A 25,051-nucleotide genomic window follows, 5' to 3' on the forward strand; every position below is an offset into this window, starting at 1 on the left:
AACCGGAGAGGATCTCCGGCTGCCACTTCCGGCCGGTCACAGCGGACCGGCAGGCCCGGTGCGGTGCCGCGGAGGCGCCGCAGACGATCACGGGCCCGTCGGGGACGGGCGAGGGACCGGTCGAGGGCCGAACCATCAGGAACAGGAAGGCGGACCACCGTGCCCGACGCGCAGGACGACTTCATCCGGGGGCAGGCCCTGGGCAGCGCCCCCGTACCCCTGTCCGTACTGGACCTGGCGACCGTGGGGGCGGGACGGACCGCCCGGCAGGCGCTCGGCACCACCGTCGAGCTGGCCCGGCTGGCCGAGCGCCGCGGCTACCACCGCTTCTGGGTCGCCGAGCACCACTCGATGCCCGCGGTCGCCAGCTCCTCGCCGGCCGTCGTCCTCGCCCACATCGCCGCCCGCACCGAGCGTATCCGCCTCGGCTCCGGCGGCGTCATGCTGCCCAACCACGCGCCGCTGGTGATAGCCGAGCAGTTCGGCACGCTGGAGGCGTTCGCGCCCGGGCGGGTGGACCTCGGCCTCGGCCGCGCCCCCGGGACGGACGGCGCCACCGCGGCCGCGCTGCGCCGCACGGACCGGCTCAGCGAGGGCGCGGACGAGTTCCCGCAGCAGCTCGCGGAGCTCATCCGCTTCCTCGACGACGACTTCCCCGAGGGGCACCGCTACGCCGGCGTGCACGCCGTGCCGGGGCCGGTGCAGGGCCGGGTCCCCGGCGGCGTGCAGCGCGCCGACCGGCCCTCGGTGTGGCTGCTCGGCTCGTCCGGTTTCAGCGCGCGCCTCGCGGGGGCGCTGGGCCTGCCGTTCTCCTTCGCGCACCACTTCTCCCCGGAGAACACGGTCGCGGCGCTGGAGCTGTACCGGCAGTGCTTCCGTCCGTCCGCGGTCCTCGACCGCCCCTACGCCAAGATCGGCGTGCAGGCCTTCGCGGCGGAGGACGCGGCGGAGGCCCGCCGCCAGGTGCTCACCTCGGCGCTGTCGATGCTGCGGTTGCGCACGGGGCGGCCGGGGCTGGTGCCGACGCCGGAGGAGGCCGAGTCGTACGACTACAGCCCGGCGGAGCGGGAGTTCGTGGACGGCCGGCTGGCGCACGCGGTGTACGGGACCCCCGAGACGGTCAGGGAGGGCCTGAACCACCTCGTGAAGGTGACCGGGGTCGACGAGCTGATGCTCACGGCGAACGTGCACGGGCCCGCCGCGCGGCTGCGCAGCTACGAACTGATCGCGGACGCGTACGGGATGGACTAGCGGATGCGTACGGGATGGACCAGCGGACGCGTACGGGCTCGACCAGCGTTCCGTCCGCGGGCGGATGGCGGTCCGCCCGCGGCGGAGCTCGTCCTACGGCCGCACCCCTGCCGTCAGCAGTGACGAGATCGAGTCCGCCGGCACCGGCCGGGAGTAGAACCACCCCTGTCCGGTGTCGCAGCCGATCCGCCCCAGCCGCTCCGCCTGCTCCGCGCTCTCCACGCACTCCGCCGTCACCGTGATCCCCAGCCGGTGCGCGAGCTGGACGAGGGCCTCGACGATCGTCTCGTCCGCCGGGTTCGGCGGCTCCTCGGCGCGGAAGCCCCGGACGAAGGAACCGTCGAGCTTGAGCGTGGAGACCGGCAGGCGGCTGAGGTAGGCGAGGTTGGAGTAGCCCGTGCCGAAGTCGTCGATGGCGATGGCCACGCCCATGTCGCTGAGCTGGCGCAGCTGTTGCAGCGGCCGGCCCGCCGAGCCCATCACCGCCGATTCGGTGAGCTCCAGCTGCAGCAGCCGCGGCGGCAGCCCCGTCTCGGCGAGGATGGCCGCCACCTCGGAGACCAGGTCGGAGTCCCACACCTGCCGCACCGCGACGTTGACGCTGACGACGATCGGCTCCGCGGGGTGGGCGAGCTGCCAGCGCCTGGCCTGGCGGCAGGCGGTCTCCAGCACCCAGCGGCCGAGGGGGACGATGGCGCCGGTCTCCTCGGCGAGGCCGATGAACCGATTCGGCGGAAGCATCCCGAACTGCGGGTGCCGCCAGCGGACCAGCGCCTCCACGCCCCGGACGACCCCGTCGACCAGGCCCACCAGCGGCTGGTACTGGAGCACGAACTCGCCCCGCTCGACCGCGGGCCGCAGCGTGCTGGACAGGGCCTGACGGGTCATCCGGTGGGCGTTGCGCTCGGGGTCGAAGAGCGTCCAGCGGGCCTTGCCGTCGGCCTTCGCCCAGTACAGCGTGGTGTCGGCGGCCTGCATCAGCTCGGTGGCGTGGGTGCCGGCCGCCGGGCGCTCCACGACGCCGATGCTCGCCGAGACCGACAGCTGCTGGCCGGCCACCTCGAACGGCCGCTGGAGCCGGTCCTGGACACAGGCGGCGAGGTCGACGAGCTGCTCCGTGCCCGCCGACTCCTCCACCAGCAGGGCGAACTCGTCGCCGCCGAGGCGGGCGACGAGATGGCCGCCGGGCGCCGCGCACTCGCTCAGCCGCCGGGCCACCGCGCCCAGGAGTCTGTCCCCGGCGCGGTGGCCGAGGGTGTCGTTGATGGCCTTGAAGCCGTCGAGGTCCAGATAGCAGACCCCGATCCGGCCGGTGCCGCCGTGCGCGGTGGAGGCCGTGGCCAGGGCGGTGGTCAGCCGTTCGAAGAACAGGCTGCGGTTGGGCAGCCGGGTGACCGGGTCGTGCATCCGCAGGTGACGCAGGCGGGCCCGCAGGTCCCTCCGGTCGCTGATGTCGGCGACGGAGAGGAGGGTGTCGCAGCTGTCGGGCAGCGGTGTGACGATCACCTCGGCCCACACCCCCTGCCCGCCGGTGTGCTTCAGCCGCCGGGTGCAGTGCAGCCGCTCGCGGCGGCCGAGCAGCACCTCCCGGTAGGCGCTCCAGGTGCGCGAGTCCTCGCGCAGACCGGTGAACTCGGCGGCCGGGGCGTCGGCGAGCCGGGCCGGATCGGTCCCCAGCAGCGCCCCGAGCGCATGGTTGGCGGTGCGCACCAGGCCGTCGCGGCCCACCACGGCCATGGCGAGCTGCGCGGCGTTGAACGCGGCACGAAAATCACTGGATTCACTACGTTGCGTGACGACTGTAGGCGTAGGGCCGGGCGCGCCGCCCTGGCCATCGAGGGTTCCGCTCACCGCTCGCTCCCGCATGGCATTCGTTCCGCACTGGTTTCGTATGGGTCTCATGGATCTCGTACGCGTGTCCGAACAGGCGGCGGGAGGCCGTCCGCCCGGGGTATCCGTGCTGGAAATGTGGCGATCATAGAGCTCGCGGGGGGACCGTTCCAGCGGCCCTCACGAGGGAGGCCGGGCCGCCGACCCCGGGTTGTCCACTTCTGCACGACCGTGCGCGCTCGTGCCTGAGCCTGTAGTGCCACACCATCTCGATTGACCGTCAGTGACTGAGTGTGATGTACCCAGAAGTCGGCCTAGTCACTCGACCGGAGCAGCGGAATAGGGCATAACACCACAAATCCACTGAGGGTGGATGAGGTGTCCCGAATCCGTCCCGGGAGGTCGACGTGGTGCGTCCGCAGACACCCATGGGAGTGGACCGGCCGCGGCTGCTCCGCCGCGTCGGGGCCGTCCTCACCGTGCTGTGCGCCATCGCGGCGACCACGCTCGTCGCGATCCCCGCGCAGGCCGTGGGGCCCGGCGGCCCCTGTGCGCTCCCGCGCAGCCAGGCCCACCACTCCGAAGGGCTCGACAGCTGGAACCCCGCCTACCCACGGCCCGTGGGCCGGCTCGACGCCGTCATGATCTTCCTGTCCTTCCCGGACTCCAAGCCCTCGGTGCCGCCGGACAAGCTCGCGGCCGACCACTTCCCCGCCACCTCCCGCTTCTTCGAACGAGCCTCCTACGGGCGGTTCTCGCTGCGCGCCCACGCCGTGAAGCGGTGGTTCAGGATGCCCCGGTCCGCCACCTCGTACCGGATACAGCGCGACTGGGACGGCGACCGGCGCTCCGACTACCTGCGCGACGCCGTCGCCGCCGCCGACCCCGGCGTGGACTTCAGCCGCTACGACCTCGTCTACCTCGTCGCCGACCCCGACGCGCCCGGCGTCGACTCCGACGCCACCAAGGTCGTCAACCTCGACCGGCCGCTGCAGGCCGACGGCGCCCAGCTGCGCCGCGTCGTCACCGTCTTCGAGCACCACCCGCCCGACCGCAACGTCCTCGCCCACGAGACCGGGCACGTCCTGGACCTGCCCGACCTCTACCACCGGCCCACCGACGGCAAGGGCGACTGGGACACCCACGTCGGCGACTGGGACCTCATGGGCAGCCAGTTCGGCCTCGCCTCCGACCCCTTCGCCTGGCACAAGTGGAAACTCGGCTGGCTCGCCCCCTCCCAGGTGGCCTGCGCCCGCGGCCCCAGCCGCGCCCTCTACACGCTCCAGCCGCTGGAGACGCCGATGCAGCCGGGCGGCGACGGACGCACCCGCCTGGTCGTGATCCGTACGGGCACCACCACCGCCCTCGCCCTGGAGGCGCGCTCCGCCACCGGCAACGACAGCGGCGCCTGCACGGAAGGTGTCCTCGTCTACCGCGTCCACAGCGACACGCCGTCGGGCGGCGGGCCGGTACAGGTCCTCGACGGGCACCCGGGCCACCAGGCCTGCTGGGGCGAGTCCGTCTACCCGCCGCTGGCCGACGCGCCATTGGGGGTGGGGGAGTCCCTTACCTCGGAGACGGACGGGGTGCGGGTGACCGTACGGGGGCGGACGGCCGGCGGGTCGTGGACGGTGGGGGTGAGCCGGGCGTGAAAACCGGGCCCGGACACGGAGACGCGCCGGACATGGAGAAGCGTCGGGCACGGAGAAGCGTCGGGCACGGAGACACGAAGAAGGGCCTCACCTGACGGTGAGGCCCTTCGACTGTCTGTGCGCCGCCAGGGACTCGAACCCCGGACCCGCTGATTAAGAGTCAGCTGCTCTAACCAACTGAGCTAGCGGCGCCTGCTGACAGAGAAGACTCTAGCACCCTGATCGGGTGGAACGAAAATCCGTATGTTTCAGCGGGCTGAGGGCGGGCTTGCGCAGGTCAGCGGGGTGGGGCGGCAGGGCGGGGGCAGTGGGGCGAGGGCAGTGGAGTGGGTCACAGGGCGGGCTCGGGCGTGCGGTGCGCCGGGCGGCGGGGCGGCTCGGCCAGCGGCGCGCCGGCCGCCGCGCGCGCCACCCGCACACACGCCCACAGCAGCGCCTCCGCATCCGGCAGCCACGGATGCCGCACCTCCGGGGCGACCACCCAGCGGGAGGCGGGCGGCGCGGGCTCCTCGGGGCCCGGGGGGTAGAGCGGAGGGATGGTCACCGTGTCACCCGTGCCGTGGCACAGCAGCGGGGGCATCGCGCGCGCCCACTCCTCCCAGCCGAGCAGCGCGGGCAGGCGCTGGGCGGTGCCGGGGGCCGCGAAGAGCTCCAGCCGGCCGCGCTGGGCGGCGACCGGCCCGGAGCCCGGCCCCTTCTCCCATAACCGGTCCAGCATCCGGCGGCCGAACAGGGCGGGCGCGCTGACCACGTCGAACGCGACGCCGCACGGCAGCACCACCGGGCCGGCCGGGCAGTCGATCCACAGGGCGTGCACGCTCCGGGGGAAGGGGCTGGCCGAGGCGAGCCAGTCGGCCCCGGCGAGGGTCACGTAGCTGGTGGCGAGGGGGGACCGGGAGGGGGTCCCGGGGGCGCCGGGGCGCCGGGTGAACGGATCGCGCGGGTCGTACTGCCGAGAGGTCATGGCGCCCATGCTCAGCGGAGCGGCCGCCGCGGATCCGGGTAGTTGCGGAAGTCGGGACAGGGCGGGGTGCGGTGCGCTATTTTTCGCGTCGCATATGCCAACGGCTCATGGTGCCGCGGGTCGCCGACGGCCCGTGGTCCCGGTGGTGACCACGGGCCGTCCGGGGTGCGAGGTGCCCCTGGGCCGGCGATGCGGTGCGCCCCACGGGGCGCCGGTCGCTCACTCGCCGGTCCCGCCGCCGCGCATCAGGTCGCGGCCGAAATCGACCATCTTCTTCGCGTAGTCCTCGCTCCACTCGGCGCGCTCGGCGATCACGGCCGTGGAGAGCCGGTCGAAGCGCCGGGGGTCGGCGAGCTGGGCCGCCGCCAGGGCCTGGAACTCGGTCGCCCGGTCGGCCGCGGCACGGAAGGCCAGCGCGAGCTCCGTGGAACGGGCCAGCAGCTCACGGGGGTCCTCGATCGACTCCAGGTCGAAGAAGTGCTCGGGGTCGGCGACCGCCTCCGGGGGCTCGAAGAGCAGCTGCGCGGGCTTCAGACGGCGCGGTCGCTCACTCGGGCCCGCGTCGGGAGCCGACTGCGGCTCGGACATGTACATACCTCCAGGATCGTCTGCACCGCCATCCATTGTCCTGCGCGCCGCAAGGGTGCCGCCGGGTGGCCGTCCTCTGCGCTTGGGGTGGCGTGGGACTGTCGTCCCACGGGGGGACGGGTCGCCTTCCGGCGGGGCCGGTCGCCCTCCTCACGGCCGCCAGGCCACCCGGTGCTCGTTCAGGTGGGCCAGAACCGCGTGGTTGGCCTCCCAGCCGTCCGGGAACTTCATCGTCACCCCCAGCTGCACCGGCTCCGTCGACGGATGCTCGTCCAGCAGGCGGTCCACGCCCGCCCGGCACACCACCACGCACGCGTGCCGGTGCCGCGAGGCCAGCACGCACAGGCGGCCCGTCTCCAGGTGGAAGGCCGTCGCGTCCGGGCGGCCCGACAGCGGGTGGAGGACGACCGTGACGTCGAACTCCCGGCCCTGCAGCCGGTTGGCCGTGTCCACCGTGACGCCCTGCACGCCCAGGCCCGCCAGGGCCGCCCGCACCGCCGCGGCCTGGTCGCGGTGGGCCGTGCCGACCGCGATCCGGGCGGCCGTCAGCGGCACCGGCTCCGGCGCCGTCTCGCTGACGGTGACCCCGCCCCGGTCCAGCAGCCGCCGCACCACGTGCGCGACCGCGCCGACCGCCTCCGGGTCCGTGCGCGGCGTGTGCCGGGCGGGGAGCTCCAGCAGGCCCCAGCCCGCGACGGCCGCCTCGTCCAGCACCCGGTCCGGGCCGGAGCCGTCCGACGCCACGCCGAAGGTCAGCCGCCGGTCGCCGTGGTCCGTGCCGCTGCGGAAGGGCGTGTACGGGTAGAAGGCGGCGGAGACCAGCGGGGCGGCGGACGCGGGCAGCCGCCAGGACACCGGCAGCCGGTGCTGCGGCAGGCGCGGGTTGTGGGCGAGCAGGGTGCTCACCGCGCTCGCCGACGGGTCGTACGACAGCCCGGCCCACTGCGCGACGCCGTCGGCCCCGACCACGCTGAACGGGTCCAGCTGCCCGGGGTCGCCCACGAAGAGCGCCCGCTCGAACAGCCCGGCCACGGCGAGCAGGGCGTCCGACCGCATCTGGTAGGCCTCGTCCACGATCGCGTGACCCCACGGCTCGCCGACCTTCGTGTGCGCCCACTTGGCGGCCGTGGACACCACGACCGGAAGCCCCGCGAGGTCCGCGGCCTTCGCCGAGGTCACCACCGACGGCAGGCCGTCGAGCGCCCGGTCGTACGGGCTGGCGTCGCTGCTGTGCAGGCGCCCCACCGGCAGCTCGGGGTCCTTCGCGGCCAGCCGCAGCACCAGGTCGTCCACCTGGGCGTTGGTCTGGGCGACGATCATCAGCGGGCGGCCGGCCGCGGCCAGCTCCCGCGCGGCCCGGACGACGAGCGTCGACTTGCCCGCGCCCGGCGGCGAGTCGACCACGACGCCGCGCTCCGGGCTGTGCAGGGTGTCGTGCAGGATCCTGCGCGTGACCTCCTCGGCGGCCGCGCCCGGGTCCCGGGCCCCGTCGCGCTGCGGGGGCAGCACCTCCTCCGCGTTCGCCGAATTCGCTGCGTTCGCCGCGTTCTCTGCGTGCACCGTGGGCGTCCTCACAGCAGGTCCTCCGTGGTCACCGCGTCGGGCAGCTCGGCCACCGGCTCGCCGGGCGGCCCGCCGTGCGTCCAGGGCGTCCGCTCCGGGTCCGGCAGCTCGGGGCCGCCGCGGGGGGCGTGCTCGAAGAGCGTCCAGCACACGTGGTCCCCCTTCTCCGGCACCGAACCGGGCTCGGGCACCTTGCCCCGGCCCATGCCGCCCGTCAGACGCACCGTCAGCACCCCCGGCTCGCCCGGCACGTGCCCCGCGAACTCCGCCGGCTGCGACTTCCCGTCCGGCAGGACGCGGTGCACCCGCACCCCCTCGGCCAGATACGGGCTGTCGTCCGTCCGCACCGTGACCAGCGGCCTGGGCCGCGGCACCTTCGCCTCCGTGTACTCCATCACCACTTCGGTGACCTCCCCCGCGAACGCCTCGCCCGCCAGCCGCCGCCCGGCCATCACCAGCGGATCGTCCAGCGCTTCCTGTGCCTCCAGCTGTGCCTGGGCCGCCTCCCGCGCCGCGAGCTTGCGGGCGGCCGTCACCGCGTCGTCCCGCCGGGGCTGCGGGGGCTCGCCGGCCCGGACGCGGTCCCGGTGCGCGGTGTACGACCAGCGGTCCCGCTTCCACCGCTCGCCGGCCCGCTCCCCCTCGGGCAGCGCCCGCAGCAGATCGACGCCGCGCCAGACCGCCTCCCACGTGGGGCGCAACTGCGCCTCCAGGAGCTCGGCGACCTCCTCTCCGGCGCCCGGCAGCCCCGCGTCGTAGCGCGCGACGGCCGGCGCCAGGAGCCTGTTGTCGAACGCCGGGTCGGTGGCCGGGCCCGCGGGCGGGACCAGCAGCTGCCCGGCCGCGTCCCGCGCGAGCTCCGCGCGCAGCGCCGCCTCCGCGCCCGTCAGCCCCTCCGGCGGGTCGATCCAGGCGAGCAGCGCCCCCAGGTGCTGGTCCTCCAGGTTGCTCTGGCCCGTCGCCCAGTGGCGGCCGAGGAGCTGCGTCATCGACAGCAGCAGCGACGAGCCGGGCACCCGGGCGCGCTCGCCGAAGTGCGTCAGCCAGCGGCCGAGGAGCGGCACGCGCGGGGGAGCGGGGTGAGGCGTCTCGGGATCCTGCTCGGCCGTGCGGCGGAACCGCATGGAGCGCCCGAGCAGCCGGACGTACGCGACGCCCGCCGGGCTCGGCACCAGCAGCTGGGGCGCCCCTGCGCACAGCTCGACCTGGACCGTCACCTTCTTGCCGGTCTCCGGGTCGGTCTCCTTGCGCTCCTCCGGGGTGACGTCGTCGGCGAAGCCCTCGACGTACGGGAGCATCTCCTCGGCCAGCGCGGCGAGGAACGCGGAGCGCAGGTCCCGGTCGCGCGGCTGCGGCACGGTCAGCAGCCGGGGCCGCTCGCGGTCGGTGCCGACGAGCGCGCCGAGCGGGGCGCCCGCCTCGCCGGCGGTGGTGAGCGGGACGAACACCAGCGGCCGTTCGGACAGATGCCGGTGGCGCACGGTCGTGAGGGGCCGCGCCCGGCCGTCCCGCACGGCCTCCATGCGGGCGAGCGTCGTGATCAGCGACATGCGGCCTCCGCTCCCGTGCGGGCGTCAGGGGTCGTACGAGCAGCGGCCAGGGCCTCCGCGCGGAGGGCCGCGGCCCGGCGCAGGGCGGCGACGGTGGGGCCGGGGACCCCGGCCTCGCCGGGCAGGTCCCCGTCGCAGGGCCCTCCCGCCGCGGCGGCGAGAACGGACTCGACGGTCGTCAGCCCGCCCAGCTCCCCGCGCAGCCCGCGGCCCAGGGCGGCCACCGATCCCTCGGCCCGGGCGCGGGCGCGGCAGTGGAAGGCCAGCTCGCAGGCGGCCAGGCACTCCGGTGCGTAGGCCGCTTCGACGGCTTCGACGGCGGCGGCGAGCTCTTCGGCGGGCCGGCGGGCCGTTGTGCCGTCGTCGGCGAGGCACAGGTCGAAGGTGGTGCCGGCGGGCAGCTCCGCGGCGATGTCCTCGACGCGGGCGAGGCGGGTGAGCTGGCGGCGGGTGGTGGCGCGCGGCTTGCGGACGTCGACGAGCTCGGCGACCGGGACGTTGGCGAAGTCCTTCGGGCAGACCAGCAGGATCTCGTGGCGCACGCGCGCGGGGTCCCCGCCGGGGATCCGGGCCGCGAGCTCCTCCAGCGCCAGGACGTACACGGCGGCCTGCCGGGCGGCGGCGCCCACCTTGCCGGGGTCGGCCGCGCCGTCGATCACGGGGAAGGACTTGATCTCCACGACCGTCCACGTCCCGTCCGGGTGGACCACCACGGCGTCGGGCTCCAGGAAGGCGGGCGCGCCGGCCACCGGGAGGGCGAGCAGCGGGTGGTCGAGGAGCGCCCAGCGGCCGGCGGCCGTCGCCTCGCGCAGGGCGAGCGCCGTCCGGGCGGTGCGGCCCTCGGGGCCGCCGGCGGTCAGGTCCGGCACGTCGACGGAGCCGGGCGCGGGGGCCGGGGTGCCGTCGCGCAGCCGCTCGTGGAGCAGCCGGACGAGCTCCGTGCCGCCACCGGCCTTGGCGCGGGCCTCGAAGGAGTGGCCGCGCGCGATGGCGAACTGCGACTGGCCGAAGGCGGCCGGCGCGCCGAGGGCCCGGGCCAGTGCGGACTTGTCGACTCCGGCGCCGTCCAGCAGGACCCGGCGGCGGCAGCCGGGGTTGGCGGCGAGGGCCGCGAGGGCGCGGGCGTCGAGCGGGCGCTGTGCGCTGCCCGGCCCGCGCAGCTCAGCGAGCCGCTGCCGCAGTGCCGCCGGAGCGGCTTTCGCCGGCGGCGCCGTGCGCCGGCTGTCGGGGGATCTGGTCACTGGCATCCGCCTCGAAAGGTCGCTGCGGCGCTCCCGGACGGCCGTCTCCGGCGGCGGAGCCGGAGACCGCGGCCCGGGGAAGCGCTGTACCCGCCGAAGTCTCGCATCCGCCACTGACATACGCGGGCGTCCCGGCGCTTTCCCCGCGTCCCGCGCCGGACAGGCGGCTCCTGACCAGGTCCACGAGCCGTAGCGCGGGCCGGGCGAGCAGCAGGCCCGCGACCATGACGGCGGCGCCCGCGACGGCGTCGAGGAAGTAGTGGTTGGCGGTGCCCATCACGACGAGGGCGATGGCGAGCGGGTAGACCACTCCGGCGGCCTTGGCCCAGGCGGTGCGCCCGTGGCGCCAGAGGACGACGCCGCACCACAGGGCCCAGCCGACGTGGAGGCTCGGCATCGCGGCGTACTGGTTGGTCATCCCGCCGAGGCCGCGGGGGGCGCTCGCGTCGCCGCCCCACCAGCCGTAGGAGCCGTACTGGGCCATCGTGTCGACGAAGCCCTGGCCGGCGTCGAGGAGCCGGGGCGGGCAGGTGGGCAGCAGGGTGAAACCGACGAGGCCGATGAGGGTGGAGATCATCAGCCAGGTGCGCTGGAGGCGGTACGCGGCCGGGCGGCGCCGGAAGAGCCAGACGAGGAGCGCGGGCGTGAGCAGATAGTGCAGCGACGCGTAGGCGAAGTCGGCGGGTATGCCGATGGCCGGGTGGTCGGTGAACAGCCGGTTGAGCGGGTGCTCGAAGTTTATTCGGAACGTTTTCTCAAGATCGAGAATCGCCAGGCCGTGATCGACGGCGGGCTGCACACTGCCCCGGACCAGCAGCCGGCCGGCGGAGTACAGCCCGTACACCACGGCGATCAGCGGCAGCTCGGTCCACCAGCGTGGCCGCTTCCCAAGCGGTGCGGTGCGGTACATCCGTACGCTCTCCATTTGATCCGTCGGCCGACAAGCGCGCATGCAACCGTACGGTGTACGTCGCATCGATCGCACACCGCCCCGCGACTTCCCGGAAACGCCGAGTTCGCCCGCTGTTCCGCGGCCCGGACGGGTGCGGGGAGGGAGACGTCGACATTGCGGCCGGGGTTGCCTGGGACGGGTGTGAGGAACGCGCCAGGCGGGGTGAGCGATGATGGAGGACGAGCAGATCGTTTCTGCCGCCGCTCTATCGCTGTCCTTTCGAAATGTTTTGAGCGGCGCAGCGATCTGCGATGAGTTCTGTTGGAAAAATCACCGAAGACGTGAAGGGGCGCTTCATGGCACCGCGGATCCTGCTGGCCCGGCACGGACAGACCGAGTGGTCGCTGTCCGGCAAGCACACCGGCCGCACGGACATCCCGCTCCTCGACGAGGGCCGGCGCGGAGCCAAGCTGCTGGGCGAGCGGCTGCACCGCGCCCCCTGGGACGGCCTGCCGGACACCGAGGTCCGCACCAGCCCCCTGGTGCGCGCCCACGAGACCTGCGAGCTGGCCGGCTTCGGCGGCCGGGCCACCGCCTGGGACGCTCTGATGGAGTGGGACTACGGCGCCTACGAGGGCATGACCCCCGCCGAGATCAAGGCCGAGCGCCCCGGCTGGCTGATCTGGCGCGACGGCGTCCCCGGCGGCGAGACCCTCGCGGAGGTCAGCGCCCGCGCCGACGAGGTCGTCGAGTGGGCCCGCTCCGCCGACCGCGACGTGCTGGTCTTCGCCCACGGCCACATCCTGCGCTCCATCGCCGCCCGCTGGATGGGCGAGGACCTCTTCTTCGGCTCGCGCATCCGCCTCGACCCCACCTCGCTGTCCGTCCTCGGCTGGGCCTACGGGGCCCCGGCGCTCGAACGCTGGAACGACACCGGCCACCTCGCCTGACGCCCCCGTCCCACCCGGGCGCCCCCGCGCGAGCTCCCTCCTACGGGTGAGGAGGGCGTGGCCGGGGCGATGATCGCCTCATCCGAGGGAATGATCGGATCCCGGAACGGGCGCGTGCCGCTGCGCTGCTCCGGCGAGCCGCGGCACCGGAGGAAAGGGCGTGAGCGATGGCACCTGACAGCGTGACGGGAACGGGCCGCCCCGGGCACACCACCCCGCAGCCGTGAGCCGGGCCTCGCGGCGCCGCGAGGCGGCCGTCGGGATCGCCGCCACGCTCGCCGCGATCCTCTTCGCCGCCTGCGCCGAGGACGCCCGGACCGGACCGGACGGCACCGGCGGCACCGGCCGCAGCACCACGGTCACCGTCGGCACCTTCGGTGTCTTCGGCTACAAACAGGCCGGCCTCTACGCCGAGTACGAACGGCTGCACCCCGAGGTCACGATCAAAGAGAGCGTGATCGAGCGGAACGACGCCTACTACCCGCAGCTCCTCACCCACCTCGCGGCCGGCGGCGGCCTCGCCGACATCCAGGCCGTCGAGACGGGCAACATCAACGAGCTCGTCACCACCCAGGCCGACCGCTTCGTCGACTTCGCCCGCACCGACGGCGTCAACCGGAGCGACTGGCTGCCCTGGAAGTGGGCGCAGGCCACCACCCGGGACGGCCGCACCATCGGCCTCGGCACGGACATCGGCCCCATCGCCGTCTGCTACCGCAAGGACCTCTTCGCCAAGGCCGGGCTGCCCACCGACCGCGAGAGCGTGGGCCGCCTCTGGGCCGGCGACTGGCAGAAGTACATCGACACCGGCAAGCGGTACATGGCCAACGCCCCCGCCGGCACCGTCTTCACCGACTCGGCCGCCGGCATCTACAACGCCTCCGTGCACGCCCACTCCGAGCGCTACTACGACCACCGCGGCCGGCCCGTCTACCGCACCAGCCCCGCCGTCAAGGAGTCCTGGGACCTGGCCATGCAGGCCGCCCAGGGCGGACTGACCGCCCGCCTCAAGCAGTTCGAGAAGGCCTGGGACCAGGCCTACGCCAACGGCCGCTTCGCCTCCGTCGCCTGCCCGCCCTGGATGCTCGGCTACATCAAGGAGAAGGCCGGCGACGCCGGCCGGAACAAGTGGGACGTGGCCGCCGCCCCCCGCCCCGCCAACTGGGGCGGCTCCTTCATCGCCGTCCCCAAGGCCGCCCGGCACCGCGCCGCGGCCACCGCCCTCGCCCTCTGGCTCACCGCCCCCGAGCAGCAGGCCAAGCTCTTCGGCCGGCAGGCCAGCATCCCCTCCACCCCCGCCTCCTACGCCCTGCCCCTCGTCCGGGACGCCCGCAACCCCTACTTCTGCGACGCCCCCACCGGCCGGATCTTCTCCGCCGCCGCCCGCTCCATCCCCACCCTCGTCATCGGCCCGAAGGAACAGCAGATCGGCACCGCCTTCACCGACATCGGCATCCCCCAGGTCGAGCAGCAGGGCAAGTCCCCCCAGGCCGGCTGGAAGGCGGCACAGAAGGAGATCGAGAACGTGGTGGACACATGACGGCCACGGCCCGGGCCCTCGAAGAGGCCGGGGCGCCCGTGCCCCGCCCGCCCCGCACCCGGGGCAGAGCCGCCCCAAGCCCCTGGCGCAGCCGCCTCTACCGCTGGGACGTGCGCTACAGCCCCTACGCCTTCGTCGCGCCGTTCTTCCTCTTCTTCGGCGCCTTCGGCCTCTTCCCGCTCGTCTACACCGGCTGGGCCTCCCTGCACCGGGTGGAGCTGGCCGCGCCGGACCACATGGAGTGGGTCGGCCTGCACAACTACGTCCGGCTGCTGGACGACGCCTTCTTCTGGAACGCCCTGTACAACACCTTCACCATCGGCGTCCTGTCCACCGTCCCCCAGCTGCTGATGGCGCTCGGCCTCGCCCACCTCCTGCACTACCGGCTGCGCGCCGCCACCTTCTGGCGCGTCGCCCTCCTCACCCCGTACGCCACCTCCGTCGCCGCCGCCACCCTCGTCTTCGTCCTCCTCTACGGCCGCGACTACGGCATGGTCAACTGGGCCCTCGACGCCTTCGGCATCGGCCCCGTCGACTGGCAGAACGGCACCTGGTCCTCCCAGATCGCCGTCTCCTCCATCGTCATCTGGCGGTGGACGGGCTACAACGCCCTGATCTACCTCGCCGCCATGCAGGCCGTGCCCGACGAGCTGTACGAGTCGGCCGCCCTGGACGGCGCCACCCGCCGGCAGCAGTTCCGCTACGTGACCGTGCCTGCCCTGCGGCCCACCATCCTGTTCACCGTCGTCGTCTCCACCATCGGCGCCACCCAGCTCTTCGGCGAACCCCTGCTCTTCGGCGGGGCGGGCGGCCAGAAGGGCGGCGCCTCGCACCAGTTCCAGACCCTCGGCCTCTACCTCTACGAACAGGGCTGGTTCAACTTCCACCTCGGGCGCGCCTCCGCCGTCGCCTGGACGATGTTCCTGATCCTGTTGCTGATCGCCGCGGCCAACATGCTGATCGCGCGGCGGCTGAGGAAGAGCCACTGAGGGGCTGCCGTGACCATCACCGCGACCGGACGACGACCGGGGCCCGAAGGGCCCGGGCCCCAGCGGCGGCCCCCGTCCCGCAAGGACCTCCTGCGCCGGCTCCGGCCCCCGGGCCGGCGGCGGAACCGGGCCCCGTCCGCCACGGCCCGCACCCGGGCCGGCCGGCAACTGCACGCCGGCCCCCTCACCTACGCCGTCCTCGGCCTCTTCACCGCCGGCTCGCTCTTCCCCCTCCTCTGGACGGCCGTCACCGCCTCCCGCGACAACATGCGCCTGGCGAAGACCCCGCCGCCCTTCTGGTTCGGCACCCGGCTCGCCGAGAACGCCGCCACCGCCTGGACCGAGGCCAACATGGGCCTCGCGCTCCTCAACAGCCTGCTCGTCGCCGGCACCGTCGCCGTCGGCACCGTGCTCTTCTGCACCGTCGCCGGCTTCGCCTTCGCCAAGCTCAAGTTCCGCTTCAGCGGTGCGCTGCTGCTCCTGACCATCGGCACGATGATGGTCCCGCCGCAGCTCAGCGTCGTCCCCCTGTTCATGGTGATCGCCGAGCTCAAATGGACCAACCAGCTTCAGTCCGTGGTCCTGCCCACCCTCGTCAGCGCCTTCGGCGTCTTCTTCATGCGGCAGTACTTGCTGGAGGCGCTCCCCGGCGAGCTCGTCGAGGCCGCCCGCGTCGACGGCGCCAGCAGCCTGCGCATCATCTGGCACGTCGTCTTCCCCGTCGCCCGGCCCGCGATGGCCGTGCTCGCCATGCTCTCCTTCGTCCAGGCCTGGAACGACTTCTTCTGGCCGATCATCGCCCTCACCCAGGAGAACCCGACCGTCCAGGTGGCCCTCACCGGCCTCGGCCGCGGCTACGTCCCCGACCAGGCCGTGATCATGGCCGGTGCGCTGCTGGGCACCCTGCCGCTGCTGCTCGCCTTCACCCTCTTCGGCAAACAGATCGTCGGCGGCATCATGCGGGGTGCCGTCAAGGGCTGACGCCCGCCCCCCTCTTCCCGGGAGACCCGATGACCGTGAACTTCCCGCCAGGCTTCCTCTGGGGCACCGCCACCGCCGCCTACCAGATCGAGGGCGCGCCCCGCGAGGACGGCCGCACCCCCTCCATCTGGGACACCTTCTCCCACACCCCCGGCAGGACCCTCGGCGGCGACACCGGCGACACGGCCACCGACCACTACCACCGCCGCCGCGACGACGTCCGCCTGATGGCGGACCTCGGCATCGGCGCCTACCGCTTCTCCGTCTCCTGGCCGCGCGTCCAGCCCGGCGGACGCGGCCACCCCAACCAGCCGGGCCTGGACTTCTACCGCGCCCTCGTCGACGACCTCCTCGAGCACGGCATCCGGCCCGTCCTGACCCTCTACCACTGGGACCTGCCGCAGGAGCTGGAGACGGCGGGCGGCTGGCCCGAGCGCGGCACCGCCCACCGCTTCGCCGACTACGCCCACCTCGTCGCCGAGGCCCTCGGCGACCGCGTCGAGATGTGGACCACCCTCAACGAGCCCTGGTGCAGCGCCTTCCTGGGCTACGCCTCCGGCGTGCACGCCCCCGGCCGCACCGACGACCTCGCCGCCCTGCGCGCCGCCCACCACCTCAACCTCGCCCACGGCCTGGGCGCGCAGGCCCTCCGCGCGGCCCTGCCCTCCCACGCGCAGGTTTCGGTCACCCTCAACCCCGGTGTCGTGCGGGCCTTCACCGACGCCCCGCAGGACCTCGACGCCCAGCGGCGCATCGACGCCCTGGCCACCCGTATCTTCACGGGGCCCATGCTGCATGGCGCATACCCCGAGGACCTGCTCGCCGACACGGCGGGCATCACGGACTGGTCGTTCGTGCACGACGGCGATCCGGGCGTCATCAAGCACCCCCTCGACTCGCTGGGCATCAACTACTACACCCCCGCAGTAGTAGCAGCCGCCACTGACAACGGCCCCGCCGGAGAGGCCCCGGAGCCCTCGCCGTGGCCCGGCGCCGCCGGCGTCGCCTTCCACCGCCCGCCCGGCAAGCGGACGGCCATGGACTGGTCCGTCGACCCCACCGGCCTCTACGACCTGCTGGTGCGCTTCGCCCGGGAGGTCCCCGGCCTGCCCCTGGTGGTCACCGAGAACGGCGCCGCCTACGACGACAAGCCCGACGGCGACGGCACGGTGCACGACCCCGAGCGCATCGCCTTCCTGCACGCCCACCTGGACGCCGTCCGGCGGGCGATCGCCGACGGCGCCGACGTCCGCGGCTACTTCCTCTGGTCGCTGCTCGACAACTTCGAATGGGCCCACGGCTACAGCAAGCGCTTCGGCGCGGTCCACGTCGACTACGCCACCCAGACCCGCACCCTCAAGTCCAGCGCCCGCTGGTACTCCCAGGTCGCCCGGACGGGCCAGCTGCCCCCGTACTAGCGGCCCGGCGTCACTCGAAGACCGACGGCGGCGGCTCCGGCGACGGCCGGGCGCTCGCGTCCGTGACCGGCGCCGCGCCGCCCGTGAAGTCCGCCAGCGCCCTGCCGTGTTCGACCCGCCCCTGGTGGGGGTCGGACGCGGCCCTGCGCGTCAGCTCGGCGACCGGCAGCGCGTGGTCGGAGGCGAGCAGCACCGCGTTGCCGAAGCGCCGCCCGCGCAGCACGGCCGGGTCGGCGGTCAGGCAGAGCTCCGGAAAGACGGTGCCCACCGTCGCGATCTGGGACTTCACATAGGCCAGCGGCGGGCCGTCCGCGAGGTTCGCCGCGTAGAAGCCGCCCGGCCGCAGCGCGCGCCGCACCTCGGCCGCGAACTCGGCACTGGTCAGGTGCGCGGGCGTGCGGGCGCCGCTGAAGACGTCCGCGATGATCAGGTCGGCCCAGCCGTCGGGCACCTTGGCCAGCCCCTCGCGCGCGTCGCAGCCCCGCACCCGGATCCGCCAGCCGCTGTCCAGCGGCAGCTCGCGCCGTACGAACCGGACGAGCGGCTCGTCGATCTCCACGATCTGCTGGGTCGAGCGGGGCCGCGTCGCGGCGACGTACCGGGCGAGGGTGAAGGCGCCGCCGCCCAGGTGGAGGGCCTGGACGGGCTTGCCGGGCGGCGCGACGAGGTCGGCGATGTGACCGAGCCTGCGCTGGTAGGCGAAGTCCAGGTAGGAGGGGTCGTCGAGATCGACGTGGGACTGCGGCGCGCCGTCGATCAGCAGGGTGAACCCCCGGGGGCGGTCCCGGTCGGGCACGAGCTCGGCGCGCCCGCCGGCGACCTGCTCCGCGACCGGTTCGGCGGCGCGGCCGCGCCCTTGCTTCTTCCTGACCTTGCCCACCCGGCAAGTATCGCCCAGGGGCGGGCGGGGGCTAGCGGCAGCGGTCGACCGCGGCGATCGTCCGGGCGGCCTCGCCGAGGGCGGCGCGCAGCACCGCCGGGTCCGTGGCCGAGGAGAAGGCCGCCTCCGGGGCGACGAGCCAGCCGGCGCCGGTGAGGACCGGCCCGTCGGGGACGGCGCGGAGCCCCCGGCCGTGGGTCTGGGTGCAGGCGCTGCCCGGCACGTCCCAGGCGGCGGCGGTGCCGGCAGGCACCAGGAAGCCGAGCGTGTCGCACTCGCCGTCGTGCAGGACGGGACCGACGCCGTCGCGCAGCCGGAGGATGTCGACGGCCTCCAGGCCCTGCCGGGCGGGCACGGTGACCAGATCGCACGGGCCGGCGTCGGGGGCGAGGCCCGGTGCCTGGGGTGCGCACGGTGAAGGGCTGCGGTCCTGACGCGGCTGGTGCAGGGCCGTCGTCCGCGAGCTGCTGCTGTCCACTCCGGCCTCCACCAAGGGAAACCCCTCCTCCGCCTGCCACTACGCTCCGCGTCGAGCGTGCTCGACGGGTTCAACGCGCGAGAGGCGTCAACGGCAACGGGCACATGCCGTCACAAAGGATGGCACTTCACGGCGGACCGGGGGTGAGCCATCCGGTCCGTAGCCGAACGGGGGGTCAGGGAGGGGGCCGAACAGGGGAAGCGGCGCGCCGGCTGCCGGGCGTACGACAAGGGCCCCGGTCCGCTTCCGCGGACCGGGGCCCTTCGCCAGGGTGAGTAACGGGACTCGAACCCGCGACATCCTGGACCACAACCAGGTGCTCTACCAGCTGAGCTATACCCACCATGACCGGTGACTTGTGGTGTGTTTCCCACCGGCCGAGAAAAAGCTTACACGGTCCGGAGGGGTGCTCGCTCCCAGCTTTCGCCGAGCCGGGAGCGAGCTGCGTCACTATCCCTGAGCAGGCAGGACGTGTTTGGCCGCGATGGCCTTCGCCGTGTCCGAGTCCGGACCGGGCTGCGGCACGAAGATCGCCTCACGGTAATAACGGAGTTCGGCGATCGATTCCCGGATGTCGGCGAGCGCGCGGTGGTTGCCGTTCTTCTTGGGGCTGGAGAAGTAGGCCCGCGGATACCAGCGGCGGGCCAGCTCCTTCACCGACGACACGTCGACGATCCGGTAGTGCAGGTGGGACTCCAGGGCCGGCATGTCCCGCGCGAGGAAACCGCGGTCGGTGCCGACCGAGTTGCCGCACAGCGGGGCCTTGCCCGGCTCCGGGACGTGCTCGCGGACGTAGGCGAGGACCTGCTGCTCGGCGTCCTCGAGGGTGGTGCCCTGGTCCAGCTCCGCGAGCAGCCCGGAGGCCGTGTGCATCTGGCGCACCACCTCGGGCATGGTGACGAGGGCCTCGGCGGGCGGGCGGACGACGATGTCCACGCCGTCGCCGAGGATGTTCAGCTCCGAGTCGGTCACCAGGGCGGCCACCTCGATGAGCGCGTCGGACGACAGCGAGAGCCCGGTCATCTCGCAGTCGATCCACACCATGCGATCGTTCATGTTCCTCACCCTACGGGGCGTTCCCGCTGGCCGGGCAGGCGTGGGGTGTAGAGGTCCGATTCCGGCTTGCCCGAATCCGTGGCATTCACCCCGTATCCACCGCTATGTCCGCCCGGTACGCCCTGATGGGCGCCGTGCGGGCCGTGGCCCGGGTGTCCTCCGTGCGGTGGCGGCGGACCACCGAGGACACCGCCGCCCCCGGAGGCGGCATGGGCCGGAGCCATGGCAGCCCGGCGGAGCGCCATCACCGACGGCTCGCCGGTCCGCTGCTCGCCGAGCTCCGCCCGGTCGAACCGATCCGGACGCTCCCGCTCCGTACGCCCCTCGCGCTCGGCCCGCTCGGGGCGGTCGGCCGAGCCGCTCTGGGGCCTGCGCGCGCGGTACGCGGCCCGGTAGGCGGCGGGGGAGGACCCCAGCTGCCGCCGGAAGTGCCCGCGCAGCGCCACCGGGGAGCGGAACCCGCAGCGGCCGGCGACCTCGTCCACCGAATAGTCGGAGGTCTCCAGCAGCCGCTGTGCCTGGAGCACCCGCTGGGTGATCAGCCACTGCAGGGGCGCGCTCCCGGTGAGCGAGCGGAACCGCCGGTCGAAGGTCCGGCGGGACATGTACGCGCGCGCGGCGAGCGTCTCCACGTCGAACTGCTCGTGGAGGTGCTCCAGCGCCCAGGCGACGACCTCGGCGAGCGGGTCGGCGCCGATCTCCTCCGGTAAAGACCGGTCGAGGTAGCGCTCCTGCCCGCCGCTGCGGCGCGGCGGGACGACGAGCCGGCGGGCCAGCGCCCCGGCCGCGTCGGCTCCGTGGTCGGTGCGGACGATGTGCAGGCACAGGTCGATGCCTGCCGCGGTGCCCGCGGAAGTCAGTACGTCACCGTCGTCCACGAAGAGCTCCCGCGGGTCCACGTGGACCGACGGATAGCGCTTGGCGAGCGTGGGCGCGTACATCCAGTGGGTGGTGGCGGGCCTGCCGTCGAGCAGTCCCGCCGCGGCCAGTACGAAGGCCCCGGTGCACAGCCCGACGATGCGGGCGCCCTCCTCGTGGGCACGGCGCAGTGCGTCGAGTGCGGCTGCGGGCGGCGGCTGGGTGATCGACCGCCAGGCCGGTACGACGACGGTGCCGGCCCGGGAGAGTGCCTCCAGGCCGTACGGTGCGGTCAATTCCAGGCCGCCGGTTGTTCGCAATGGCACATCCTCGCCCGCGCACACCAGCAAGCGGTAGCGAGGGACTCCGGCGTCCTGTCGGTCGATGCCGAACACGGAGAGCGGAATGGAGCTTTCGAAGATGGGGCCGCCGCTGAAAAGCAGCACTGCGACGATCTCCCGGCGGCGGCGTCCGGAGAGCTTGCGCGTGGTCTCCGGTACGGTCGTGGAGTCCTGGCTCATGGCGCTAAGCCCCCCTCGGCGGTCGAGTCCTCTCGGTCCTGCACGTTTCCCCTCGGTCCTGAACGGTTCCCCCGCCGGTCATGGCCAAGATCGAATCTACTGCGTCGAATGGAGACGCGGTGACCAGTTCACCACCCGGCTCTATGTCGACATGGCAACTTGGCGCGAAGCGTTCGATCACGAAGCGTTGCACTTGCAGGCCTCGGTGAAAAGTACGCCTCTCGCCCATGCCCAATCCCCGTAGGGTGCAACCGCCCTCCGCGGTCCTTCCCTTGCTGGTCGACCGGCTGTTAGGGGCCTCTCAAGCCAAGGTGCGGGGTTCGGACTCAAGTTGGCTGAAAAGTGGTGGGTCCAGGTGTGCGAAAGTGTCAAACAGCCCTCGTCCAGCCCTCTGTCCGGCCGCCTCCGGAGGCCTCAGTCGAGGGGTGCGGCGCCGCTCTGATGGCGCCCGCCGCGGTGCGTCCCCGAGCCGGTCCGGCCGTGCCGGCCGCGGTGCGGGACGGTCTGCTCCGCGAGGGCCCTGGCGGCACTGCGCTCGGACTGCCGCAGCAGGGCGCGGCAGGCGCAGGTGACGGCCACGAGCCCGGCCGCGGTGCCCGCCGCGCCGCCGAAGGACTGACCGCAGATCAGCAGGGTCACGGGGACGAGCACGCAGCTGAAGGCCGCCCAGCGGACCACGTCGCTCACCGGATCGGGGGAGTCCTGCGGCGGGGCGTCGGCGCGGGCGTGGTCGCGGGTTCCGGGCACGGGGCGCTCCCTGGGGGCGGCGGGCTGGCGGTGGTACAACGCCCGGCCGGGGCCCTCGGTCACTGCGCCGAGCGCATCGGGAGTACGCCCGGAGCGCGGCCGGGGCATTGCGCTACGCGCCGCCCTCGTGCATGCTCCGGGGAACGCCCGCCCGCCACCCGACCCACCGGCGGTCCGGGCGGGCACCGCGTGCCGCGCCCGTGCGACCCGGGGCTCCGGGGCGCCGGCCGGCCCCTGGGCAGGCGGCGAGTGTCGCCGTACCCTGGTGGGTAAGTGATTGAAAAGATGAATCCCGGACGGATTTTGCCTCCAAGATCCGACCCCGGGGGAGCAACCGCCGATCTCCCTCCGCCCGAGGACACCCTTCGCCGAGATACCGATGGCCGGTCACGAATTCTCCGAACCTGCGGACCGCAAGCGGGTCGCCGATCACGCGGCGCACCCCGAAGCGGCGGAAGAAACACGCCATTCCTGCGATCCGGCGTTCCAGCACGGCGTCGTGGTGGGCTTCGACGGCTCCACGTCCAGCGAGCGAGCGCTTGCGTATGCAATCGGGATGGCCCGGCGCTCCGGCTCCGGCCTGATCATCGTCCATGTGGCCAACCGGCTGCCGACCACCGTCTGGGCGGGCTGCGAGCCGCCGGTCTTCGTGGACGTCCCCGACCACCGCACCGAGGTCCTGGGCCTGGAACTGGCCTGCGCGGACTATCTGTCGGAGGTCCCGTGGATCCTCGTCGAGCGCGGCGGCGACATCTGCCACGAGCTCGAGGAGGTCGGCCGGGAGTACGCGGCCGATGCGATCGTCGTCGGCTCGACGCACGGCCTGGTCGGCCGGATCTTCGGCTCGGTAGCGGGCCGGCTGGCCCGGCGGGCCCAGCGGCCCGTCGTCGTTATTCCGTAGCCGGTTTCCTCACCCTGCAGGAGTGATGACTCCTGCCCCGTACTTGACGGCCCGTGAATCTACCCGCGCGTAGGGGGTGGATCGCGCCGCGCGGGCGGGTAGGAACCGCCCGATGGCGTGCTGCCGTACGGGAGGTGACGGTTCCCGGAAGCGGCGGCATCCCCGCCGGCGCGAGGGCGAACGCCGGCGCATGGGAAAGCGGCCTTCCCGCGCGCGTGGTGGCACGTGCGGGAAGGCCGTTCCTCTCGGACCTGTCGCGGACAGGTGCGGACAGGTACGAGAGCTCCGAGGGGGCCCGCCGGAGGGCGGGCCCGGCGGGTGCTACTCGACGGTGACGGACTTCGCCAGGTTGCGCGGCTTGTCGATGTCGCGGCCCATGGCCTTGGCCGTGTAGTAGGCGAAGAGCTGCAGCGGGATGCCCATGAGGATGGCGTCCAGCTCGTCCTCGTTCTTCGGCACGACGATCGTGTGGTCGGCCTTCTCCTGGACCTGGTGCGCGACGGCGAGGATGCGGCCGCTGCGGGCCTTGATCTCCTCCAGCGCGGCGCGGTTCTTCTCCAGCAGCTCGTCGTCCGGGACGATCGCGACCGTCGGCATGGCGGGCTCGATCAGGGCCAGCGGACCGTGCTTGAGCTCGGAGGCGGGGTAGGCCTCGGCGTGGATGTACGAGACCTCCTTGAGCTTCAGCGAGGCCTCGCGGGCCACCGGGTAGCCCCGGACGCGGCCGATGAACATCATCGACTTGGCCTCGGCGTACTCCTTGGCCAGCTCCTCGATCTGCGCCTCGTTCGCGAGGATCTCCTCGATCTGCGCGGGGAGCTTGCGCAGGCCCTCGATGATCCGCTTGCCGTCGGCGACGGACAGGTCGCGGGTGCGGCCCAGGTGCAGGGCGAGCAGGCCGAAGGAGACCACCATGTTGGTGAAGCACTTGGTGGAGACCACGCAGACCTCGGGGCCGGCGTGCACGTAGATGCCGCCGTCGGTCTCGCGGGCGATCGCCGAGCCGACCACGTTGACCAGGCCGAGGACGCGGGCGCCCTTGCGCTTGAGCTCCTGGACGGCGGCGAGCACGTCGTAGGTCTCGCCGGACTGCGAGACGGCGATGTAGAGGGTGTCGGGGTCCACGACCGGGTTGCGGTAGCGGAACTCGGAGGCCGGCTCGGCGTCCGCGGGGATGCGGGCCAGCTCCTCGATCATCTGGGCGCCGATCTGGCCGGCGTGGTACGAGGTGCCGCAGCCGAGGATCTTGACGCGGCGCACGGCGCGGGCGTCGCGGGCGTCGAGGTTCAGGCCGCCCAGGTGCACGGTGGAGAAGCGGTCGTCGATGCGGCCGCGCAGCGCGCGGTCCACGGCGTCGGCCTGCTCGTGGATCTCCTTGTGCATGTACGTGTCGTGGCCGCCCATGTCGTACGACTCGGCCTCCCACTCGACGGTGGTCGGCTGGGCGGAGGTGCGGGAGCCCTCGGTGGTGTACGTGCGGTAGTCGTCGGCCTTGAGGGTGGCCATCTCGCCGTCGTCGAGGGTGACGACCTGGCGGGTGTGGCTGACCAGGGCGGCGACGTCGGAGGAGACGAACATCTCCTTCTCGCCTATGCCCAGCACGACGGGGGAGCCGTTGCGGGCGACGACGATGCGGTCCGGGAAGTCGGCGTGCAGGACGGCGATGCCGTAGGTGCCCTCGATGTGGCGGACGGCCTCGCGGACCTTCTCCTCCAGCGTGGCGGCCTCGGAGCGGGCGATGAGGTGGGCGAGCACCTCGGTGTCGGTGTCGGAGACGAAGACGAAGCCCTCGGCCGTCAGCCGGGTGCGCAGGTCGGCGGCGTTGTCGATGATGCCGTTGTGGACGACGGCGACCTTCTCCTCCGCGTCCAGGTGCGGGTGGGCGTTGACGTCGTTCGGCGCGCCGTGGGTGGCCCAGCGGGTGTGGGCGATGCCGGTGGTGCCGTTGAAGCGCTTGGGGAGGCGGGACTCCAGCTCGCGCACACGGCCCTTGGCCTTGGCGGACTTCAGGCCACCGGTCTTGCCGCCGGCGTGCAGCGCGATGCCCGCGGAGTCGTATCCGCGGTACTCCAGCCGCTGCAGACCCTCCAGCAGCAGCGGTGCGACATCGCGCTTACCGATGTATCCGACGATTCCACACATGTGGTGACCCTCCCAGAGAAATGATCAGTGGTGCCCGTGGGGCGGCAGTGGCGGGGGGG

The 25,051-nt window shown here is 73.5% G+C and carries 21 protein-coding genes and 2 tRNA genes; 8 read left to right on the forward strand and 15 right to left on the reverse strand.

Going from position 1 to position 25,051, the window contains the following annotated elements:
• Positions 1-159: 159 nt before the first annotated feature.
• Positions 160-1,251 carry an LLM class flavin-dependent oxidoreductase gene (locus ACFZCD_RS24310; protein WP_391834227.1) on the forward strand — a complete coding sequence of 364 codons (1,092 nt, stop codon included), beginning with the start codon at positions 160-162 and terminating at the stop codon, positions 1,249-1,251.
• Positions 1,252-1,344: 93 nt separating this feature from the next.
• Here the strand turns inward: ACFZCD_RS24310 and ACFZCD_RS24315 are convergent, their stop codons facing one another.
• Positions 1,345-3,117, reverse strand: a complete 1,773-nt coding sequence (locus tag ACFZCD_RS24315) for a putative bifunctional diguanylate cyclase/phosphodiesterase (RefSeq protein ID WP_391834229.1) — start codon at positions 3,115-3,117, stop codon at positions 1,345-1,347.
• A gap of 392 nt (positions 3,118-3,509) precedes the next feature.
• On the opposite strand from ACFZCD_RS24315, the gene ACFZCD_RS24320 reads away from it, so the two are divergent.
• Positions 3,510-4,733 (forward strand): M6 family metalloprotease domain-containing protein, encoded by a 1,224-nt coding sequence (locus ACFZCD_RS24320; RefSeq protein ID WP_391834826.1) that lies wholly within the window; start codon positions 3,510-3,512, stop codon positions 4,731-4,733.
• A 118-nt stretch (positions 4,734-4,851) separates the two neighbouring features.
• Here the strand turns inward: ACFZCD_RS24320 and ACFZCD_RS24325 are convergent.
• The 7 genes from ACFZCD_RS24325 to ACFZCD_RS24355 form a co-directional block, all read right to left on the reverse strand.
• A tRNA-Lys gene (locus tag ACFZCD_RS24325) sits at positions 4,852-4,925 on the reverse strand.
• Between the two features lie 139 nt (positions 4,926-5,064).
• Positions 5,065-5,697 (reverse strand): hypothetical protein, encoded by a 633-nt coding sequence (locus tag ACFZCD_RS24330; RefSeq protein ID WP_391834231.1) that lies wholly within the window; start codon positions 5,695-5,697, stop codon positions 5,065-5,067.
• Between the two features lie 219 nt (positions 5,698-5,916).
• Positions 5,917-6,285, reverse strand: coding sequence for a hypothetical protein (locus ACFZCD_RS24335; RefSeq protein WP_391834233.1), 369 nt, complete (start codon positions 6,283-6,285; stop codon positions 5,917-5,919).
• Positions 6,286-6,435: 150 nt separating this feature from the next.
• Positions 6,436-7,791, reverse strand: coding sequence for an AAA domain-containing protein (locus ACFZCD_RS24340; RefSeq protein ID WP_391834828.1), 1,356 nt, complete (start codon positions 7,789-7,791; stop codon positions 6,436-6,438).
• A gap of 65 nt (positions 7,792-7,856) precedes the next feature.
• Positions 7,857-9,398 (reverse strand): hypothetical protein, encoded by a 1,542-nt coding sequence (locus tag ACFZCD_RS24345; protein ID WP_391834235.1) that lies wholly within the window; start codon positions 9,396-9,398, stop codon positions 7,857-7,859.
• Positions 9,389-10,645 (reverse strand): hypothetical protein, encoded by a 1,257-nt coding sequence (locus tag ACFZCD_RS24350; protein ID WP_391834237.1) that lies wholly within the window; start codon positions 10,643-10,645, stop codon positions 9,389-9,391. The genes ACFZCD_RS24345 and ACFZCD_RS24350 overlap by 10 nt, the downstream gene beginning before the upstream one ends.
• A complete protein-coding gene (locus ACFZCD_RS24355; protein WP_391834239.1) occupies positions 10,560-11,549 on the reverse strand; it encodes a phosphatase PAP2 family protein in 990 nt (329 codons plus the stop codon). Before ACFZCD_RS24355 ends, ACFZCD_RS24350 begins: the two co-directional genes overlap by 86 nt.
• Before the next feature lie 338 nt (positions 11,550-11,887).
• Here ACFZCD_RS24355 and ACFZCD_RS24360 point away from each other — a divergent pair, with 338 nt between their 5' ends.
• The 5 genes from ACFZCD_RS24360 to ACFZCD_RS24380 all read left to right on the forward strand — a co-directional run bounded on the left by ACFZCD_RS24360 (position 11,888) and on the right by ACFZCD_RS24380 (position 17,409).
• Positions 11,888-12,481 (forward strand): histidine phosphatase family protein, encoded by a 594-nt coding sequence (locus tag ACFZCD_RS24360; RefSeq protein ID WP_391834241.1) that lies wholly within the window; start codon positions 11,888-11,890, stop codon positions 12,479-12,481.
• 223 nt (positions 12,482-12,704) lie between these two features.
• Positions 12,705-14,021: an ABC transporter substrate-binding protein gene (locus ACFZCD_RS24365; RefSeq protein WP_391834243.1), complete on the forward strand. Its 1,317-nt coding sequence runs from the start codon at positions 12,705-12,707 to the stop codon at positions 14,019-14,021.
• Positions 14,018-15,010: a carbohydrate ABC transporter permease gene (locus ACFZCD_RS24370; RefSeq protein WP_391834245.1), complete on the forward strand. Its 993-nt coding sequence runs from the start codon at positions 14,018-14,020 to the stop codon at positions 15,008-15,010. Before ACFZCD_RS24365 ends, ACFZCD_RS24370 begins: the two co-directional genes overlap by 4 nt.
• A 9-nt stretch (positions 15,011-15,019) precedes the next feature.
• The gene (locus ACFZCD_RS24375) at positions 15,020-15,991 is read left to right on the forward strand and encodes a carbohydrate ABC transporter permease (protein ID WP_391834247.1); all 972 of its coding nucleotides are present in this window, start codon (positions 15,020-15,022) and stop codon (positions 15,989-15,991) included.
• A gap of 29 nt (positions 15,992-16,020) precedes the next feature.
• Positions 16,021-17,409, forward strand: coding sequence for a GH1 family beta-glucosidase (locus tag ACFZCD_RS24380; RefSeq protein ID WP_391834248.1), 1,389 nt, complete (start codon positions 16,021-16,023; stop codon positions 17,407-17,409).
• A gap of 10 nt (positions 17,410-17,419) precedes the next feature.
• Here ACFZCD_RS24380 and ACFZCD_RS24385 read toward each other — a convergent pair whose 3' ends face one another.
• The 6 genes from ACFZCD_RS24385 to ACFZCD_RS24410 form a co-directional block, all read right to left on the reverse strand.
• Positions 17,420-18,307, reverse strand: a complete 888-nt coding sequence (locus ACFZCD_RS24385; protein ID WP_391834830.1) for a spermidine synthase — start codon at positions 18,305-18,307, stop codon at positions 17,420-17,422.
• Positions 18,308-18,320: 13 nt separating this feature from the next.
• Complete coding sequence (locus ACFZCD_RS24390) at positions 18,321-18,767, reverse strand: hypothetical protein (protein ID WP_391834250.1); 447 nt, start codon at positions 18,765-18,767, stop codon at positions 18,321-18,323.
• Between the two features lie 270 nt (positions 18,768-19,037).
• Positions 19,038-19,110, reverse strand: a tRNA-His gene (locus tag ACFZCD_RS24395).
• Positions 19,111-19,217: 107 nt separating this feature from the next.
• On the reverse strand, positions 19,218-19,823 hold the full coding sequence (orn, locus tag ACFZCD_RS24400; RefSeq protein WP_391834252.1) for an oligoribonuclease: 606 nt from the start codon (positions 19,821-19,823) through the stop codon (positions 19,218-19,220).
• Between the two features lie 5 nt (positions 19,824-19,828).
• A complete protein-coding gene (locus ACFZCD_RS24405; protein WP_391834254.1) occupies positions 19,829-21,202 on the reverse strand; it encodes a helix-turn-helix domain-containing protein in 1,374 nt (457 codons plus the stop codon).
• Between the two features lie 414 nt (positions 21,203-21,616).
• A complete protein-coding gene (locus tag ACFZCD_RS24410) occupies positions 21,617-21,949 on the reverse strand; it encodes a hypothetical protein (protein ID WP_391834256.1) in 333 nt (110 codons plus the stop codon).
• A gap of 379 nt (positions 21,950-22,328) precedes the next feature.
• On the opposite strand from ACFZCD_RS24410, the gene ACFZCD_RS24415 reads away from it, so the two are divergent.
• Complete coding sequence (locus tag ACFZCD_RS24415; protein ID WP_030369762.1) at positions 22,329-22,850, forward strand: universal stress protein; 522 nt, start codon at positions 22,329-22,331, stop codon at positions 22,848-22,850.
• A gap of 321 nt (positions 22,851-23,171) precedes the next feature.
• Here the strand turns inward: ACFZCD_RS24415 and glmS are convergent, their stop codons facing one another.
• On the reverse strand, positions 23,172-24,992 hold the full coding sequence (glmS, locus tag ACFZCD_RS24420; RefSeq protein WP_391834258.1) for a glutamine--fructose-6-phosphate transaminase (isomerizing): 1,821 nt from the start codon (positions 24,990-24,992) through the stop codon (positions 23,172-23,174).
• Between the last annotated feature and the right edge of the window lie 59 nt (positions 24,993-25,051).

This window comes from Streptomyces sp. NPDC008001, from assembly GCF_042958085.1.
Lineage (GTDB): Bacteria > Actinomycetota > Actinomycetes > Streptomycetales > Streptomycetaceae > Streptomyces.